This is a genomic window from Gordonia effusa NBRC 100432 (assembly GCF_000241305.1).
Lineage (GTDB): Bacteria > Actinomycetota > Actinomycetes > Mycobacteriales > Mycobacteriaceae > Gordonia > Gordonia effusa.
Genome location: NZ_BAEH01000018.1, coordinates 1 through 17,160, shown reverse-complemented (window position 1 = coordinate 17,160; position 17,160 = coordinate 1). Strand labels below are relative to the sequence as shown.

Annotated in this window: 14 protein-coding genes and 1 pseudogene; 10 read left to right on the top strand and 5 right to left on the bottom strand. The window is 63.5% G+C overall.

Going from position 1 to position 17,160, the window contains the following annotated elements; genetic code table 11:
• Positions 1-225: 225 nt before the first annotated feature.
• Both GOEFS_RS02610 and GOEFS_RS02605 read right to left on the bottom strand, forming a co-directional pair.
• Positions 226-2,418 carry a 3-hydroxyacyl-CoA dehydrogenase NAD-binding domain-containing protein gene (locus GOEFS_RS02610; protein WP_007316320.1) on the bottom strand — a complete coding sequence of 731 codons (2,193 nt, stop codon included), beginning with the start codon at positions 2,416-2,418 and terminating at the stop codon, positions 226-228.
• A gap of 30 nt (positions 2,419-2,448) precedes the next feature.
• Positions 2,449-3,660 (bottom strand): acetyl-CoA C-acetyltransferase, encoded by a 1,212-nt coding sequence (locus GOEFS_RS02605; protein ID WP_007316319.1) that lies wholly within the window; start codon positions 3,658-3,660, stop codon positions 2,449-2,451.
• 108 nt (positions 3,661-3,768) lie between these two features.
• Here GOEFS_RS02605 and GOEFS_RS02600 point away from each other — a divergent pair, with 108 nt between their 5' ends.
• The 6 genes from GOEFS_RS02600 (at position 3,769) to GOEFS_RS02575 (ending at position 9,623) form a co-directional block, all read left to right on the top strand.
• On the top strand, positions 3,769-4,962 hold the full coding sequence (locus GOEFS_RS02600) for a TetR/AcrR family transcriptional regulator (protein WP_007316318.1): 1,194 nt from the start codon (positions 3,769-3,771) through the stop codon (positions 4,960-4,962).
• A 66-nt stretch (positions 4,963-5,028) separates the two neighbouring features.
• Positions 5,029-5,511, top strand: coding sequence for a cation:proton antiporter regulatory subunit (locus tag GOEFS_RS02595; RefSeq protein WP_040524346.1), 483 nt, complete (start codon positions 5,029-5,031; stop codon positions 5,509-5,511).
• Positions 5,512-5,515: 4 nt separating this feature from the next.
• Positions 5,516-6,685, top strand: a complete 1,170-nt coding sequence (locus tag GOEFS_RS02590; RefSeq protein ID WP_007316316.1) for a cation:proton antiporter — start codon at positions 5,516-5,518, stop codon at positions 6,683-6,685.
• A gap of 39 nt (positions 6,686-6,724) precedes the next feature.
• Positions 6,725-7,663, top strand: a complete 939-nt coding sequence (locus GOEFS_RS02585; protein ID WP_007316315.1) for an adenylate/guanylate cyclase domain-containing protein — start codon at positions 6,725-6,727, stop codon at positions 7,661-7,663.
• A gap of 83 nt (positions 7,664-7,746) precedes the next feature.
• On the top strand, positions 7,747-8,790 hold the full coding sequence (locus GOEFS_RS02580; protein WP_007316314.1) for an ATP-binding cassette domain-containing protein: 1,044 nt from the start codon (positions 7,747-7,749) through the stop codon (positions 8,788-8,790).
• The gene (locus GOEFS_RS02575; protein WP_007316313.1) at positions 8,787-9,623 is read left to right on the top strand and encodes an ABC transporter permease; all 837 of its coding nucleotides are present in this window, start codon (positions 8,787-8,789) and stop codon (positions 9,621-9,623) included. Before GOEFS_RS02580 ends, GOEFS_RS02575 begins: the two co-directional genes overlap by 4 nt.
• Positions 9,624-9,728: 105 nt before the next feature.
• On the opposite strand, the gene GOEFS_RS02570 is transcribed toward GOEFS_RS02575, so the two are convergent.
• On the bottom strand, positions 9,729-11,090 hold the full coding sequence (locus GOEFS_RS02570; protein ID WP_007316312.1) for an ROK family protein: 1,362 nt from the start codon (positions 11,088-11,090) through the stop codon (positions 9,729-9,731).
• A gap of 470 nt (positions 11,091-11,560) precedes the next feature.
• On the opposite strand from GOEFS_RS02570, the gene GOEFS_RS02565 reads away from it, so the two are divergent.
• From GOEFS_RS02565 to GOEFS_RS02555, 3 genes are all read left to right on the top strand, one after another.
• Positions 11,561-12,757 (top strand): LLM class flavin-dependent oxidoreductase, encoded by a 1,197-nt coding sequence (locus GOEFS_RS02565; protein ID WP_007316311.1) that lies wholly within the window; start codon positions 11,561-11,563, stop codon positions 12,755-12,757.
• 80 nt (positions 12,758-12,837) lie between these two features.
• On the top strand, positions 12,838-14,244 hold the full coding sequence (locus GOEFS_RS02560; RefSeq protein WP_007316310.1) for an L-serine ammonia-lyase: 1,407 nt from the start codon (positions 12,838-12,840) through the stop codon (positions 14,242-14,244).
• A gap of 75 nt (positions 14,245-14,319) precedes the next feature.
• On the top strand, positions 14,320-15,348 hold the full coding sequence (locus GOEFS_RS02555; protein WP_040524345.1) for a sigma-70 family RNA polymerase sigma factor: 1,029 nt from the start codon (positions 14,320-14,322) through the stop codon (positions 15,346-15,348).
• 242 nt (positions 15,349-15,590) lie between these two features.
• Here GOEFS_RS02555 and GOEFS_RS02550 read toward each other — a convergent pair whose 3' ends face one another.
• Positions 15,591-16,004, bottom strand: coding sequence for a VOC family protein (locus tag GOEFS_RS02550; protein ID WP_007316308.1), 414 nt, complete (start codon positions 16,002-16,004; stop codon positions 15,591-15,593).
• A gap of 60 nt (positions 16,005-16,064) precedes the next feature.
• Between GOEFS_RS02550 and GOEFS_RS02545 the strand changes: the two genes are divergently transcribed.
• On the top strand, positions 16,065-16,748 hold the full coding sequence (locus GOEFS_RS02545; protein ID WP_007316307.1) for a histidine phosphatase family protein: 684 nt from the start codon (positions 16,065-16,067) through the stop codon (positions 16,746-16,748).
• A 71-nt stretch (positions 16,749-16,819) separates the two neighbouring features.
• On the opposite strand, the pseudogene GOEFS_RS02540 reads toward GOEFS_RS02545, so the two are convergent.
• Positions 16,820-17,160: pseudogene (locus GOEFS_RS02540) on the bottom strand (phosphotransferase family protein); the annotation flags it as partial.

Genomic DNA, 17,160 nt, shown 5'->3' with positions numbered 1-17,160 from the left:
TCTGAAGACACTATGAGCATCGTGTATGCGGGCCATTTCGCATATGTGACATACAGAAGAACTGATCAAGCCGCTGAAAACCGCACCTCACGGCCCCGTTGAGGGCAACCTGCCCCCGATGGCTCGGCTGGGTGCGGTTTTCAGGAGCGTACCTACCGGTGAGAATGATCAAAGCCCCGGTGCGGGATTCTCATCCGCACCGGGGCTTTGGCTTAGGTCAGGAAGTTACTTCCCGATGGTTTCGTTGGTGAGCTTTCCGCCCTTGGCGGCAAGGTCGACCAACGACTGCGGCGGCTCGAAATGCGAGCCGTACTTCGACGCCAGGTCACGAGCACGGTCGACGAAGCCCTGCAGCCCGCCTTCATACTGGTTCACGTACTGAGCGACACCGCCGGTCCAGGCGGGGAAGCCGATACCGAAGATCGAACCGATGTTGGCATCTTCGATCGAGGTCAGAACGCCCTCGTCGAAGCATTTCACCGTCTCCAGCGCCTCGGCGAAGAGCATGCGCTCCTTCATGTCTTCCAGCGGAATCTCCACCGAACCGGACTTGAAGTGCTCACGCAGACCCGGCCAGAGCAGACCCCGCTTGCCGCTCTCGTCATAGTCGTAGAAGCCCTTGCCGTCCTTCTTGGCAGTACGGCCTTCTTCGACCAGCCAGTCGATCACGGCGTACGAACCGTGCTGCGGCGGCTCTTGGCCGGCGGCACGAATCGCTGCCTCGGTCTCCTTGCGGATCTTCTGCGGAAGCGTCAGGGTCAGCTCGTCCATCAGCTGCAGCGGCGCGGCTGGGTAACCGGCCTGGGTGCCCGCATGCTCGATGAAGGCCGGCTCGATCCCCTCGCCGACAGCCGCGACGGCCTCGTTGACGAAGGTGCCGATGACGCGGCTGGTGAAGAACCCGCGGCTGTCGTTGACGACGATCGGAGTCTTGCGGATCGCCAGGGTGTAGTCGATGACCTTGGCCAGCACGGCGTCAGATGTCTTGGCGCCCTTGATGATCTCTACCAGCGGCATCTTGTCGACCGGCGAGAAGAAGTGGATGCCGATGAAATCTTCGGCACGCTTTACGTTCTCGGCCAGGATGGTGATCGGCAACGTCGAGGTGTTGGAGCCGAGCACGGCGTCGGGCTCGACGATGTCTTCGATCTCCTGGAAGACCTTGGCCTTCACCTCAACCGACTCGAAAGCTGCCTCGATCACGAAGTCAACGCCCTTGAAGTCGGCGGCGTCGACGGTCGGGGTGATCCGAGCGAGCAGCGCGTCCGACTTCTCCTGCGTGGTCTTGCCGCGCGAGAGAGCCTTCTCCTCCAACTTGACCGAGTAGTCCTTGCCACGGTTGGCGGCATCGATGTCGATGTCCTTGAGGACGACCTCAATACCGGCCTTGGCCGAGACGTACGCGATAGCCGCACCCATCATGCCGGCGCCGATGACACCGACCTTCTTGGCGGTGTACTTGTCGTAGCCCTCGGGACGCGAACCGCCACCGTTGATGTGCTGCAGGTCGAAGAAGAACGCCTTGATCATGTTCTGCGCGACCTGGCCGGTGACCAGCGAGACGAAGTAGCGGGTCTCGATGATGTCGGCGGTGTCGACATCGACGTACGCGCCTTCGATGGCCGCGGCGAGGATCGCACGCGGAGCAGGCATATTCGCGCCCTTGATTTGCTTACGCAGCAGGGCGGGGAACGCCGGCAGGTTGGCGGCAACGGCCGGGCTGGTCGGAGCGCCACCGGGCAGCTTGTAGCCCTTGACATCCCACGGCTGCTGAGCCTCGGGGTTCTCCTTGATCCATGCCTTGGCAGCCGGGATCAGTTCCTCGACGGTGCCGACGACCTCGTTGACGAGGCCGATTTCCTTGGCCTTGGCCGGCTTGAGGCGCGGGCCCTGCAGCAGGACGCCCATGAGAGCGTTCTGGAAACCGAGCAGACGGACGGTACGAACCACGCCACCGCCGCCGGGGAGCAGACCGAGGGTGACCTCGGGCAGGCCGACAACGTTGCCCTTCACATCAGCCGCGACACGGTAGTGCGTGTGCAGCGCGATCTCCAGACCGCCGCCGAGTGCCGCGCCGTTGATGGCCGCGACGACCGGCTTGCCCAGCGTCTCCAGGCGACGCAGTACGGCCTTCATGCCGTTGGTGCGCTTGGTGATCTCGGTGGCGATCTCTTCTTTGGTCTGGGTCCGCTCGGCGGTCATGTCCTTGAGGTCGCCGCCGGCGAAGAAGGTCTTCTTCGCCGAGGTGAGTACGACACCGGTGATGTCGTCCTTCTCCGCTTCCAGGCGGTCGACGGTCGCCGCCATCGACGACTGGTAGAGGTCGTTCATCGTGTTGGCGCCCTGGTTGGGGTCGTCCATAGTGAGGATTACGACGCCGTCCGCGTCCTTCTCCCACGAAATCATGTTGTCACTCATGTCTTTTCAAAGTTCCTTTGGTGTGGTGGCTCAGAGGCGTTCGATGACGGTCGCGACGCCCATGCCGCCGCCGATACAGAGGGTGACCAGGCCGTAGCGGCCGCCGGTGCGCTCGAGCTCGTCGAGGCAGGTGCCCAGGATCATCGCACCGGTCGCGCCGAGCGGGTGTCCCATAGCGATTGCGCCACCGTTGACGTTGACCTTCTCGTGCGGGATGTGCAGGTCCTTCATCCACTTCATAACGACCGACGCGAATGCCTCGTTGAGCTCGAAGACGTCGATATCGTCGACAGTGAGTCCGGCCTTCTTCAGGGCCAACTCGGTGGCCGGAGTCGGGCCGGTGAGCATGATGGACGGCTCGGAGCCGACCTCGGCGAACGACACGATGCGGCCGCGCGCGGTCAGACCGTTACGCTTGCCTGCCTCTTCGCTACCGATGAGGACCACGGCGGAGCCATCGACGATGCCCGAGCTGTTACCGCCGGTGTGGACGTGGTTGACCTTCTCCACCGAGGGGTACTTCTGCATGATGACGTCGTCGAAGCCGGCCATGTCGGCCAACGCCTGGAAGGCTGGCTTGAGCTTGCCGAGCTGCTCGACCGAAGTTCCCGGACGACGGTGCTCGTCGACCTCGAGGATGGTCACGCCGTTGATATCTTTCACCGGCACGACGGACTTGGCGAAATAGCCTGCGGTCCAAGCCTTTTCCGCGCGATTCTGCGACTCGACGGCGTAGCCGTCGACGTCTTCGCGGGAGAAGCCCTCGATGGTGGCGATGGTGTCGGCGCCGATGCCCTGCGGGGTGATGTAGTTGTCATACGCGGTGGCGGGGTCCATGAAGAGCGCGCCGCCGTCGGAGCCCATCGGCACGCGCGACATCGACTCGACGCCGCCGGCGATGACCAGGTCGTCGAAGCCGGAGGCGACCTTGGCCGCCGCCAGGTTGGTGGCTTCTAGGCCCGAGGCGCAGAAGCGGTTGATCTGGGTGCCGGGGACGCTCTGGCCGAGGCCCGAGACGAGGGCGGCGGTACGTGCGATAACCGCACCCTGCTCGCCGACCGGCGACACGACGCCGAGTATGACGTCGTTGACGTCGGCGGGATCGAGTTCGCCATGGCGGGCCAGGACCTCGTTGATCAGACCGGAAACGAGATCGACTGGCTTGACACTGTGCAGCGAACCACCGCGCTGCTTGCCACGAGGCGTACGGATCGCCTCGTAGATGAATGCTTGATCAGGCACGGAAGTGTTCCTTTCACATGAACCAGGGAATGGTTTCCCACATAGGCTAACGCTTCATAACTTATTTGGCTATACCCGGTGGTCAAATACTTCTGCGATTGGCGAACGATGCGCTATGGTCTGTTCACAATGACGTCCTCGAAGCAGACCGGGACCCGACGTCCGGCCAACCGCAAACGGCAGCTGATCGATCTTTCGGCTCAGCTGTTCCTTCGCCGTGGCTACCCACAAGTGTCGATGGCCGACATCGCCCGTGCGGCCGGTGTCACCGCCCCGTCGCTTTATCGTCATTTCGACGACAAGCAGACGTTGCTCTACCAGGCGGTGCTGGCCGGTGTGGGGGATCTACAGATCTGCACCGAAGCAGCGGTCACCTCGGCCGACGGCGACCCACACGAATTCCTCACCGCGCTCTGCGGCGCGGTCGCGCGACGTCGCGACGTCGCGTCGCTGTGGCGCTGGACGGGCACCTACTTGACCGGCGAACAGAATCGCGAAGTAGCGCTGCGGACCCGAGAAGTGTTGCGGCAGTGGGCGGCACTGTTGTTTGCCAACCGCCGGCTGGCCGATTGGGAACAACGTCAGTTGGTCTGGTCACTGCTGTCGGTCGCCGGCAGCCTCTCGTCCCATCGCACCAAATTGTCCGCTCCCCAGGCCGTGCGGGAACTGATCGTGGCAGCCGATCGCCTTGTCGCACTTACTCCGTCGGATGCCAAACCACTGCGCGTGCCACCGCACGTCGCACTACCCGACGACGATCGTCGTACCGAAATCCTCGACGCCGCAGCACAATTGTTCGCCGCACGCGGCTTCGGCCCGGTCGGTGTCGACGAGATCGGTGCCGCCGTGGGGATTACCGGACCGAGCTTGTACCGACATTTCCCGTCCAAGGCCGCCATCCTCATCGCCATCGGACATCGCAGCGCGGCGCGGTTGGAAGCCGGTGTGGTTGCGGCATATGCCGCCGGTGGCGAATCAGCGAATATCCTTGGCCTGCTTGTCGATTCGTACGTCACCACACTCACCTCCAGCCCGGATCTGTCGGTGTCGTTCAACAACGGTCCCGCACTGGCCGACAATCCCGCGGCCCGTGAACTCGTCGATATTCAGCGCCGGTATGTCGCCCGCTGGATCAACCTGTTCACCTCCGCGCACTCCGACGTCGACGACGCGGCCGCCGGGATCGCGGTGCACGCGGCACTGTCCATCGTCAATGACGCGGTGCGGCTGCAGCGTGGAATCGAACGGAGCGAATTTCCGTCGCAGATGGCCTATCTGATGAAGGGTGTTTTGGGGGTGTAGCGGTTCGCTCTCCCAAGTTCACAACCACGCCCCATTACCGTCCCCGCGGGACTATCCTTGGCGGCTGTGAATGTCGAGGTAACCCCGCTGCCCGGTATCGGAGTCCGCAAGGACTTCGAGGTGTCTTCAGGCCGCCGCATCGGGGTCATCACCCGCCGCGACGGGATGATCGACCTCATCGTGTCCGAAGAAGGCGATCCCGACGCCTGCCGCGACCAGGTCCTGTTGTCGCATGAAGAGTCCGCTGTCCTGGGCAACCTGCTCGGTGCACCGCAGTTGGTAGCCCAATTGCAGGACGAGCATCGCGACATTCCGGGCGTGAACACCAAGCAAATGCCAATTCTGCCCGGTTCGCCCTACGACGGCCGCACCCTGGGTTCCACCGCCATGCGAACCCGAACCAAGACCTCGATCGTCGCGGTTATGCGCGCCGGTCAAGTCCAAGCGTCACCCGGACCGAACTTCACCTTCACCGCCGGCGATGTGCTGATCGTCGTCGGAACCGCGGAAGGGCTCGACGCCGCGGCCAAGATCCTCACCAACGGCTGAGGAAGTGACTGACACCGCCCTCGCCCTGATCGAACTGGGCGCGGTCTTCTTTGTGCTGGGCGTCCTGGGCCGCGTCGCGGCTAAGTTCAGTTTCTCCCCGATCCCCCTCTACCTGGTCGGCGGGCTCGCCTTCGGTTCCGGCGGCTATATCGGTTTGGGCGAGGTCTCCGAATTCGGCCATATGGCAGGCGAAATCGGGGTCATCCTGCTGCTACTTCTGCTCGGACTGGAGTACACCGCGTCGGATCTGGTGTCTGGCCTTCGACGGTCATGGCCGGCCGGTCTACTCGACGTCGTGCTGAACGCCACGCCGGGCGCGGTGGTCGCACTGATACTCGGCTGGGGGCCGGTCGGCGCACTGGCGATGGCTGGCATCACTTACATCTCGTCGTCGGGAATCGCGGCGAAGCTACTCACCGACCTCGGTCGGCTCGGAAACCGCGAAACGCCGGTAGTGCTTTCGATCCTGGTCTTCGAAGACCTCACGATGGCGGCCTATCTGCCGATTCTCACCGCATTGCTCGCCGGCGTCGGCTTTTGGGGTGGCGTGCAGGCGCTTGTGATCGCCATCGCGGTCATCGCGCTGGTGCTGTGGGTCGCGCTGCGGCACGGGCGGCTGGTCTCGGCGGTAGTGCACAGTTCCGATCGCGAGGTATTTCTGCTGACACTTCTCGGCTCGGCGTTGCTGGTCGCCGGGTTCGCGGCGGCTTTGCAGGTATCCGCCGCGGTCGGGGCGTTCATGCTCGGCATCGCGATCTCCGGCTCCACGGCCGATAATGCCACGAAAATCCTTGAGCCCCTTCGTGATCTGTTCGCCGCAATGTTCTTCGTCGTCTTCGGTCTAAACACCGATCCGTCGAGTATTCCGCCGGTCCTTGGCTGGGCAGCCGTGCTGGCGGTGGCGACCACGGTAACCAAGATCGCGACCGGATGGTGGGCCGCACAACGTAATGGGGTCCGAACGATGGGCGGGGCCCGTGCCGGTGCCGCGCTGGTCGCGCGCGGTGAATTCTCCATCGTGATCGCCGGACTGACGGTGTCGTCAATAGCTTCGGGATCCGAATTAGCAGCCCTGGCAACGACTTACGTGTTACTGATGGCCGTCATCGGGCCACTCGCGGCGCGCTTCGTCGAACCGACGGTGCGATTATTTCAACGGTCGGGTTCGCGATGACACCGCGCGAGTACCGCGGACAGCGATACCGTAGAGGCCATGAGCGACCCCACGCCGAAGCGCAATGAGCCTTGTTATACCCGCGATGAGCTCATCGCGGAGATCGGCGTCGACGTCGACTTCGCCGAAAAGGTATGGAACGCTTTCGGTTTCGCTCACCAAACAACGGATGAGAAGATTTTCACGCAAGCCGATGTCGATGCGTTCCGGCTATTCGCCGCGGGTGCCCAACAACTCCCCGCCGGCGGGCAGATCGCCGCGGCACGCAGTATCGGACAGGCGATGTCCCGGCTCGCGGACTGGCAGGCCGACCAACTCCTCGACTTCGATCGAGATCCCAACGTGCCGTGGTCGATCGAAGATATGTCCAAGGCCATCAGCCAAATTCAGCGTCTGGTGTGGCGCCGACATCTATTGCTGGCCTTACAACGCAACGTGGCTTACAGCCCCGACGTCCTCGATTGGGAGGTCGTCGTGGGATTCGCGGATCTGGTCGGCTTCACCAGTTTGTCCCGGCGCATCGGCGTCACCGAATTAGAGGAGCTGCTAACCGCGTTCGAAGCGCGTGTCTCCGAAGAGGTTTCGGCCTACCGGGGACAAGTGGTCAAGACTCTCGGCGACGGCGTGCTGTTCGTCAACACCGATCCGACCCAGGCTGCCCTCACCGCGTTGGCCATCGCCGAGTTGAGCAATCAGCCGCCGATCCCCGAGCTCCGTATTGGACTTGCCCAGGGTCGCGTTCTGCCACGGCTGGGCGATGTATTCGGCGAACCGGTGAACATCGCGTCCCGGCTCTGCGGGTCGGCCCGTCCCGGCAAGATCCTCATCGACGAGAACCTTGCGGAACTGATCTCCGACGATGATCGCTTCCGCATCCGATCCATTCCTACCTTGAGCGTGCGCGGCTACCGCAGACTGCGGGCCAGCGCATTGTCGCCCAGTCGGCGCGGTCACGGTGACTCCGACGACGACCGATGAGTTTTCCGCCCCTCCTCGGTCTATCTCTCGCGGACGAAAAACCGTTCGCCCGATGTCGGACATGACCGTTACTGTGAGGACCTATGAGCTCACCAACCCCGATCACCAAGGAGGCCGGCCTCGCCGGCAGTTCCCCCGATATCGCCATCGAGGCGATTGATCTCGTCAAACGTTTTGGCGACTTCACCGCCGTCGATGGCGTCAGTTTCACCGTTCCTCAGGGCAGTGTGCTCGGCCTACTCGGACCGAACGGCGCCGGCAAGACCACCACAGTGCGGATGATGACCACGTTGTCCCCACCGACCAGCGGTACGGCTCGTATCGCCGGTCACGATGTCACCGAACAGCCCGACTTGGTTCGCCGCAGTATGGGACTCACCGGCCAGGCCGCGACAGTCGACGAGATCCTGACCGGCCGCGAGAACATCAAGATGATCGGTGGACTGTACGGGATCAATCGAAAAGCCTTGGCACGCCGCGGCGAAGAACTTCTCGAACAGTTCTCGCTGACCGAGGCCGGCGACAAACAGGTCAAATCCTATTCCGGTGGTATGCGCCGCCGACTCGACCTCGCGGTCAGCCTGCTCGCGTCGCCTCCGGTTCTGTTTCTCGACGAGCCGACCACCGGTCTCGACCCGCGCAGTCGCTCAGAACTATGGGATGTCTTGCGGAGCTTGGTATCTGACGGCACCACCCTGTTGCTGACCACGCAGTACCTCGAAGAGGCTGACCAATTGGCCGACAATATCGTCGTCATCGACAAGGGCAAGATCATCGCCCAGGGCACCCCGCTACAGCTCAAGGAACAGGCCGGTGCGGCCAGCCTGGTGTTGACCGTGTCCGCCGCCGACGATATCCCCGCCGCCGCCGCATTACTCGCCAAGACCGGCGGTGAGGTATTCATCGACCGGGGTGCGCGCAAACTCACCGCACCGGCCGACGGCCTGTCCGACCTCACTCGCGTTATCGGCTGGTTCGACGAAAGCGGCATCGCCATCGACGATTTGGGCCTTGCCCGTCCAAGCCTCGACGATGTCTTCCTCTCCCTGACCGGGCATCGCGCCGAAGACGCGGAGAACCCCGCGGCGCCGACCGCCGAATCCACCTCGAAGGAGTCTGCCAAATGACCACCGTGGCACCGTCTTCGGAGAAGGTAGCGACCCATCAGACCAATCTGTGGCAACAGTCATGGATTATGGTGTGGCGCAACCTGATCCATACCAAACGCATGCCGGAGATGCTGTCCGACGTCACCATTCAGCCGGTGATGTTCGTGTTGCTGTTCGCCTATGTCTTCGGCGCATCGATCCAGGTCGCCGGCGGAGCAAGTTACAAAGAGTTCCTGCTCCCGGGCATCATGGGTCAGACGATCGTCTTCACCGCGTTCATCGTGTCCACCGGCATCACCGGCGATTTGGAGAAGGGCATCATCGACCGGTTCCGGTCGCTGCCCATCAGCAGATCATCAGTGCTGATCGGTCGTGCGATCGCGAGTCTGCTGCACTCGTCCATCGGCATCGTCGTGATGGCGTTGACCGGTCTGGCGATCGGTTGGCGCATTCGCAACGGCTTCGGTGAGGCGGTTCTCGCCTTCGCCCTGGTTCTGCTCTTCGGTTTCGCCATGATCTGGTTCGGCATTCTGGTCGGCTCATGGCTGCAGTCCGTCGAGGCGGTCAACGGATTCATGTTCACCACCCTGTTTCCGCTGACCTTCCTGTCCAACGCATTCGTTCCCACCGACCCGATGCCGACCTGGTTGCGCACCATCGCCGAGTGGAATCCGATTTCGTCACTCGTGCAGGCGATGCGCGTGCTGTGGGGGAACGGACCCGATGCACCGGCGAGCGCGGCGTTGCCGCTGCAACATCCGGAGTTGACGACGCTGATTTGGTCGATTGGGTTGACGCTGATCTTCGCCCCGTTCGCGTTGCGGGCGTACGCGAAGCGGACCGCCGACTGACCCCTTTCGCAAACCCAACACAAAGCGACATCCCCGACCCGGAATCGTGGGTCGGGGATGTCGCTTTGTGTTGGGTTTGCGAAAGGGTGCGGTGCGCGACCGAACTTACGCGGTCAGCGCGATTGCTTCCAGTGGATCGGAGTAGATCGCGTCGAGCGAGACCGCGCCAGCCGCCTGCTGTTGCACGGTGACACCCGAATGCGACACGCGCACATCACGTTTCGCCGCCACCGTAGTCTCCCGAACCGCCTTGGCAACGGTCGGCAGCGTTAGCGGCGCATCGGTGAAAGCCTGCCCACCCAGAATGATGTGATCGGGGTTGAAGATATCGGCAATCAGCGCGACCGCTCGACCGAGCACCAGGGCGCGTTCATCGAGGATCTTGCGTGCGATGTCGTCGCCGTTGCGAGCCAACTCGTGTACCGCGTCGATTCCTTCGACGGTAAGCCCCGCGGCACGAGCTGCGTTGACCACGCCGGTATCACTCGCCGTCGGCTCCAACTGGCCCGTCCGATTAGGGTCGAGCAGTTCTGTTGCACCAGTGGGGAAATGGCCGATTACCGGCGGTCCCGACGACGGGGTGTGCACCGACCCGTCGACACTGAACGCGACACCGACCATCTCGCGTGCGTAAAAGTAGAGGAAGCTGGCCGAGCTGTTGTCTGGATTGACCAGCAGCTCCGCCGCAGCCATTGCCTCGACGTGCGATGCCACCGACACCGGCAGTCCGACACTCTCGGCGATGATCCGACCGACGGGCGCCTTCTCCCAACCCAACCGTGGGTGGTCGACGAATCCGCCGTCACGCACCCGACCACCGATCGCGACACCGGTCCACAACGCACGCTTTCCGGTCCACCGCGACGCGAACCGTCGAGCGGATACGCCGATGGCCGCCAAGACTTCTTCCGGATCACCCTCCGGCGTCGGAATCTGGATGGCTCCGACGACGCGATGGAGCAAATCGTGGGTGGTGATCGAGGTGACCTTGAAGCCGATGTGGATGCCGACCGTCAGATAGTCGGCGACATTGAGTTCGAAAGGTAGACGCGGACGGCCGATCGCGCCGGCTGGCGCAAGGTCGGCCCGTTCACGAATGAGTCCGGCCCGAAGCAATGCACCAACCTGGCGATTGACCGTCGAAATCGACAGGTCGGTCTGTTCGGCAGCAGCGTCACGGAAGATCGGTCCCGAGAGGCGGGCGGTACGCAGGACCACTGCCGCCGGCTTCGACGACAGTTCTAGTTGCGGCGTCGCGATATGAATTCTGGGCTTTCCTTGCTGGATCCCCGGTCGGGCGGCCCCGAGCCCGGTGGCCAGCCGCGGGTCGACAGCCAACGGACGTGAACCGTAGGCGAGCGGGCGGGAGGTCCGGGCACTGCGCGGCGGTGCGGGCCGAGTGACCACGGCGCCGGCGTTGGAACGGGCGGGCCGAATGTCACTGCGATGGTCGAGTGTGGTGGTCATGGTGTTGTCCTCAAGAAGGTGTGAATGCCCGCCCAGCATCGGAAGGTCGAGTGAAACCTCGTAGTTTCAGACCCGATGAAGCGAGAAAACGAAAGAAGCCTAAATAGGCAGATCAGGGTCGTTTCAGCGCATTCGACAACAACAGAGAACACGAGCCAGCGGCAGACGGCATCCCAAAGCGGTGGTCATATAGGTGACCTCCGGGATGTGGTGCTGGTGACTCGACATAGTCGCAAAGCTAGCAGCGTGTCGATAATGGACGCAACATCCGGCGACTGTGGGACAGCACACAGTCGCCATCTGGCCCCCTGCGGCCCGGTCCGCGGCCCGCATAGGTGCACGTACCGGCGAATATAGATCGCCGCCGCACCACTTCCCACCTTTCGCCCACGGAGATTTCAACACCGGGGTTTCCAACCGAAGTGGCGTTGACTCGAGGAGATCCCTGCTGCCATTTGAAAGGACTTCGTGTGTCCGCGCACTTCCATTGGTTCCTGCCCACCTATGGCGATTCCCGCAATCTGATCGCCGGCGGTCATGGCAGTTCGATGTCGGGCGACCGGCCAGCCGATCTGAAGTATCTGAATCAACTCGCCGGCGCGGCCGAGGTCAATGGATTCGAGGCGGTACTCACCCCGACCGGCCTCTGGTGCGAGGACGCCTGGCTGACCACCGCGATGCTGGTCGAAACGACTGAAACGCTGAAATTCCTCGTTGCCTTGCGACCGGGGTTGATGAGTCCGCTGCTGGCCGCGCAAATGGCCGCGACCTTTCAATGGCAGTCGAAGGGCCGGCTGTTGCTCAACGTCGTCACCGGGGGTGAGTCGCGCGAGCAACGCGCGTTCGGGGACTTCCTCACCAAGGACGGCCGCTACGAGCGGTGCGGCGAATTCCTCGACATTCTTCGTCAACTGTGGGCCGACAACGGTCCGGTCACCTACACCGGAAAACATCTGCGGGTCGAAGGTGCGCAGGCTGCTCGCATCCCCGATCCCACACCACCTATCTTCTTCGGCGGCAGCTCGCCCGCGGCAGGGACGGTGGCGGCAGAGTTCGCCGACACCTATCTCACCTGGGGTGAGCCACCCGTGCAGGTCGCCGAAAAGCTCAACTGGATACGGGGGCTGTCGAAGGCCGCCGGCCGCGAACTCGACTACGGCATCCGACTCCACGTGATCTCGCGGGACACCTCCGAGCAGGCGTGGGCCGAAGCCGACCGGCTGCTCGGCAATCTCGACCCGAAGGTCGTCGAGGCCGCGCAAGCCAACCTCGCACAGTCCGAGTCCGAGGGCCAGCAACGTATGCGCGCCCTCCACGAAGGCGGCGCGAGCTTCGGAAGTAGCTCGGACGCAAGGTCTTTGGAGATTTTCCCGAACCTCTGGACCGGCGTCGGCCTGGTTCGTGGCGGTGCGGGCACCGCACTCGTCGGATCGCATGACGAAGTCGCCGACCGAATCGCCGAATATGCGGCGCTGGGCCTTGACCACTTCATTTTGTCCGGCTACCCGCATGTCGAAGAGGCCTACCATTTCGGCGAAGGGGTCCGGCCTCGTCTCGCCGAACGCGGCATCCTCGACGACGACTTCGCGAGCGTCGAGCCGGTGCGAAACGCGTTCTTGCCGTCGGTCGAGACCTTCGGTACGGCTGGCAAAGTCAGCGCTTCCTAGCTCGGCTTCCTAGCCCCACGACGCGCCGTCTAATGGGCGGTAAATGTGCGCTCGATCAAATTTCGGCGCACGCTTGATAGATGACTATCAGCGTATTCGACCTGTTCTCGGTGGGCATTGGGCCGTCGAGTTCGCATACGGTCGGCCCGATGCGTGCCGCGAGTCGGTTCGTCGCCGAACTGGTCGCTACTGATGTACTAGGTTCCGTCGTCGACATTCGCGTGGATCTCTACGGGTCGCTGGCCGCGACGGGAGCCGGACACGGCACCCCGACGGCGATCCTGCTCGGCCTCGAAGGCTATGCCCCCGAAGAGACTACGTCCGACGTTCTCGATAAGCGCGTCGCGATGATGACGTCTACCGGACGTGTCGCGGTGGCAGCCCAGCTAGCGCCGACGTCATCCCCCACGGTCGTCCTCGCCGTCGACGATCTGGTGATGCACCCGGCGACAATTCTGCCGTTTCATCCGAATGCGTTGACTATCAAAGCTTCTGATCGGACCGGCGTCGAACTACTCACGCGGACCTACTATTCGGTCGGCGGTGGATTCGTGGTCACCGAAGAACAGGCGCAAGCACGGGGAGAGCAGACCACAGAGTCGAATCGAGGCGAGTTCTCCTGCGCCGCAGAACTTCTCGACCTCTGCCACCGCGACAACTGCAGCATGAGTGATGTTATGGGCCGCATCGAAGGCCAGACCCACACACGCGAGGAAGTTCGTGAGCGCTTACTTCATATCCGCGATGTCATGGTCGCCTGCGAGCAACGCGGCATCTCTCGATCGGGAACGCTACCGGGCACACTCGGTGTCCGACGTCGCGCCCGAAGTTGGTACGAGCGTCTGGACGCTGAAGACCCCGACCGTCGACCGGAATTCGCCGAAGACTGGGTGAACCTGGTCGCGTTGGCGATCAACGAAGAGAATGCCTCCGGCGGCCGAGTAGTGACCGCGCCGACCAATGGCGCGGCGGGCATCGTGCCAGCGGTCTTGCACTATGCCGTGCACTACACCGCGGCCGGGCGCGCCGATCCCGACGACACCGCGATCCGTTTCCTGTTGGCCGCTGGCGCGATCGGTTCGCTATACAAGGAGCGCGCATCGATCTCCGGCGCGGAGGTTGGATGCCAGGGCGAAGTCGGCTCAGCGGCGTCGATGGCAGCCGCGGGCTTGGCGGAAATCCTCGGCGGCACGCCAGAACAAGTCGAGAACGCCGCGGAGATCGCAATGGAGCACAGCCTCGGACTCACCTGCGATCCGATCGGCGGACTAGTCCAGATTCCCTGTATCGAGCGGAACGCGATCTCGGCAGGTAAGGCGATAAATGCCGCGCGGATGGCCCTTCGCGGCGATGGCGCGCACCGCGTAAGCCTCGACCAGGTCATCGAAACCATGCGCATTACCGGCGCCGATATGAGCACCAAATACAAAGAGACATCGACGGGCGGGCTCGCCGTCAGCGTGCCGGTGAATTACGTGGAGTGTTGAGGGCGGACCGGCCCGGGCGTCATCTCTAATGTTCACACTGTACACATGTCGGTGGTTTCGGGTAATCTACCTCACATGACAGCCCCGAGCACCACCACTGGTCCCGACGTCGACTTTCACGAGGCCACCGAGCCGTATCGACGCGAGATCATCGCGCATTGCTATCGGATGATGGGCTCACACGCCGATGCGGAGGACCTCACCCAGGACACCTACCTGCGCGCATGGCGGGCGTTCGACAAATTCGACGGTCGAGCGTCGGTGCGCACTTGGCTGCACAAGATCGCTACCAACACGTGCCTCACCGCGCTGCAATCCACGCAACGGCGTCCGCTGCCGTCCGGGCTGGGCGGCGACGCCTTCGATCCCACCGACACTCTGCTGCAAGACCACGAGGTGCCCTGGCTGGAGCCCTACGCGAGCGATGTCGACGACATTGCACCCAGCCCCGACGCCGATCCCGCATACGTCGTCGGCGCGCGCGAGTCGATCCGGCTCGCGTTTATCGCCGCGTTGCAACACCTACCCGAGCGGCAGCGTGCGGTGCTGATCCTGCGCGATGTGATGGGCTGGAAGGCCGCGGAAGTCGCGGACGCCGTCGACGTTTCGGTCGCGACTGTGAATAGTTTGCTGCAGCGCGCTCGCACACAGTTGAGTTCGGTTGCACCGCAAAGAGATTCGGTCCAGCCCGATCCGGCCGAACTTGATGCGGGGAAGAAGGCACTCCTCAGCAGGTACGTCGCGGCCTTCGAACGCTACGACGTCAACGCCATCACCGAGATGTTCACCGACGACGCCATTTGGGAAATGCCGCCGTTCACCGGCTGGTACCAGGGGCCCGCGTCGATCGGCACGCTCATCAGAGAGAATTGCCCGGCCGAGAAAGCCGGCGACCAGATTCTGGTCCCGGCCGTGGCCAACGGACAGGTAGCGTTCGGGCTCTACATGATCGGCCCCGACGGTGTACACCGGCCGTTCCAGTTGCAGGTGCTGGAATTCGCCGACGACGGCAAGGTCGGGCACGTGGTCGCCTTCTTCGACGACGATCCGACGGCGCTATTCGCCCGCTTCGGCCTGCCGGAGACGCCGCCGGCAACCGTCTAGATGGTCGAGTCCGCACTCCGCCCCCCTCACTGCTCGAGTGCGCCCACCAAGCAAAGCGAGACCCCCCACCGCCGGTCGAGTACGCACGCCGAGCAAAGCGAGACCACCCCACCGCCGGTCGAGTACGCACGCCGAGCAAAGCGAGACCACCCCCCACCGCCGGTCGAGTACGCACGCCGAGCGAAGCGAGACGCGCGTGTATCGAGACCACCGCCGCCCGAAAACCCAACCCAACCCCGCCCCTACTCGTCCGTCCCCGCCAATTGCGCCGGATCCATCCACACCACGTCCCATCCGTGACCGTCGAGATCACGGAAACTTCTGGAGTACATGAAGCCGGGATCTTCGACGGTGCGAATGGGTCGTGCGCCCAATTCGACGGCGCGCACCACGATGTCGTCGACGTCGTGGCGTCGATCCACTGCCACGGCCAACATCGCCGTGGCAGCCATACGCGAGTCCTTACCAGTCGGCGTCGCCGAATATCCGGCGAATCGTTCGCATCTGAGCAGGACGACCCGGCTCGCGCCGACCTCGACGACGAGCGTCCCGTCGTCGGAGAACGCGGTGTCGAGGGTGAATCCGATTCGGCCGAAGAACTCGCGAGCGCGAGCGACATCCGCCGTCGGAAGATTCACGAGCAGAGTCGGTGCCATATCGAGATAGACCGGGCGTCCGCTGAAAAGTCATCGCTCACCGACCAATAGGGTGAAGTAATGGGCACCATCTATCTCGTCCGACATGGCCAGGCGCAGGCCAACGCGTACGGAATCGACACTGCTGCGGCCTCCGACGGCCCGATCGGCAGTCTTACCGAGGCTGGCGCCGCGCAAGCCGCGCTGACCGGCAAATTACTCGCCGACCAGATCCCCAACTTCACCGGAGCGATCAGCGGGGACCTTCCCCGACAGACTCAAACCCTCGCCGGAGTATTGGGAGCATTCGACGCCGCTCCCACACCTCAGGTGGATCCCGGCTGGAATGAATACGAGCTATCGAGCCTGATGGGGACGGCGACGGCCGAGGAATACCTCGACGGGCGCAGCTTCCAACAGCACCTCGACATCGCACTGTCCCGCTGGGTCGACGGCGCGACGCCCACCACCGGGGGCGAGAGCTATACCGACTTCGCGCAACGCGTCGCGGCGTCAGCCAAGGCCGCCATCGCTCAAGCCGGCTCGGGCGAGACGCTGCTCGTGGTGTCGTCGGCCGGGGTCATCACGCAATGGATCGCGCAACTATTCTCGATTCCCGGACAGTCGTGGCCCGCGCTGTCACGAGCGATGGTGAACGCGTCGGTAAGCAAACTGATCGTCGGGCGCACCGGGGTGAACCTGGTGTCCTTCAACGAGCACCTGCACCTGTCCGACCGCGACGGCGGAATCGCCACCTTCCGCTAGTCGCGACTCAAAGCTGCGCTCTGGACTCTCCCGAGAGAAAATCCCCCTCGCCGGAAGCCAACGCGCGGTTTTCAGCCGGCCAACTGCCGCAGTCCCTCGGCAATGAATTCACCGGTCACCTCGGCCGCCTTTGCGTTCTCGCTATCTCCCGCTCCGGCGAGCGCGCGATGTGCGATGCCTTCGGCGATGACGCCGAGTTTCAAGTTGGCGAGTGCCAGGTAGAACGGCCAGTCGCCCAGATCAACGCCGGCCGCGTCGGCGTACCGTGACGCCAGCTCGTCGGCACTGGGATACCGATCGCTCGTCCACGCGGCCGAAAAGCCCAGCACTCGATCGAACACCGGCCGTCGATAGACACACATCAGCGCAACGTCGGTCAGGGTGTCACCGAGCGTGGACATTTCCCAATCCA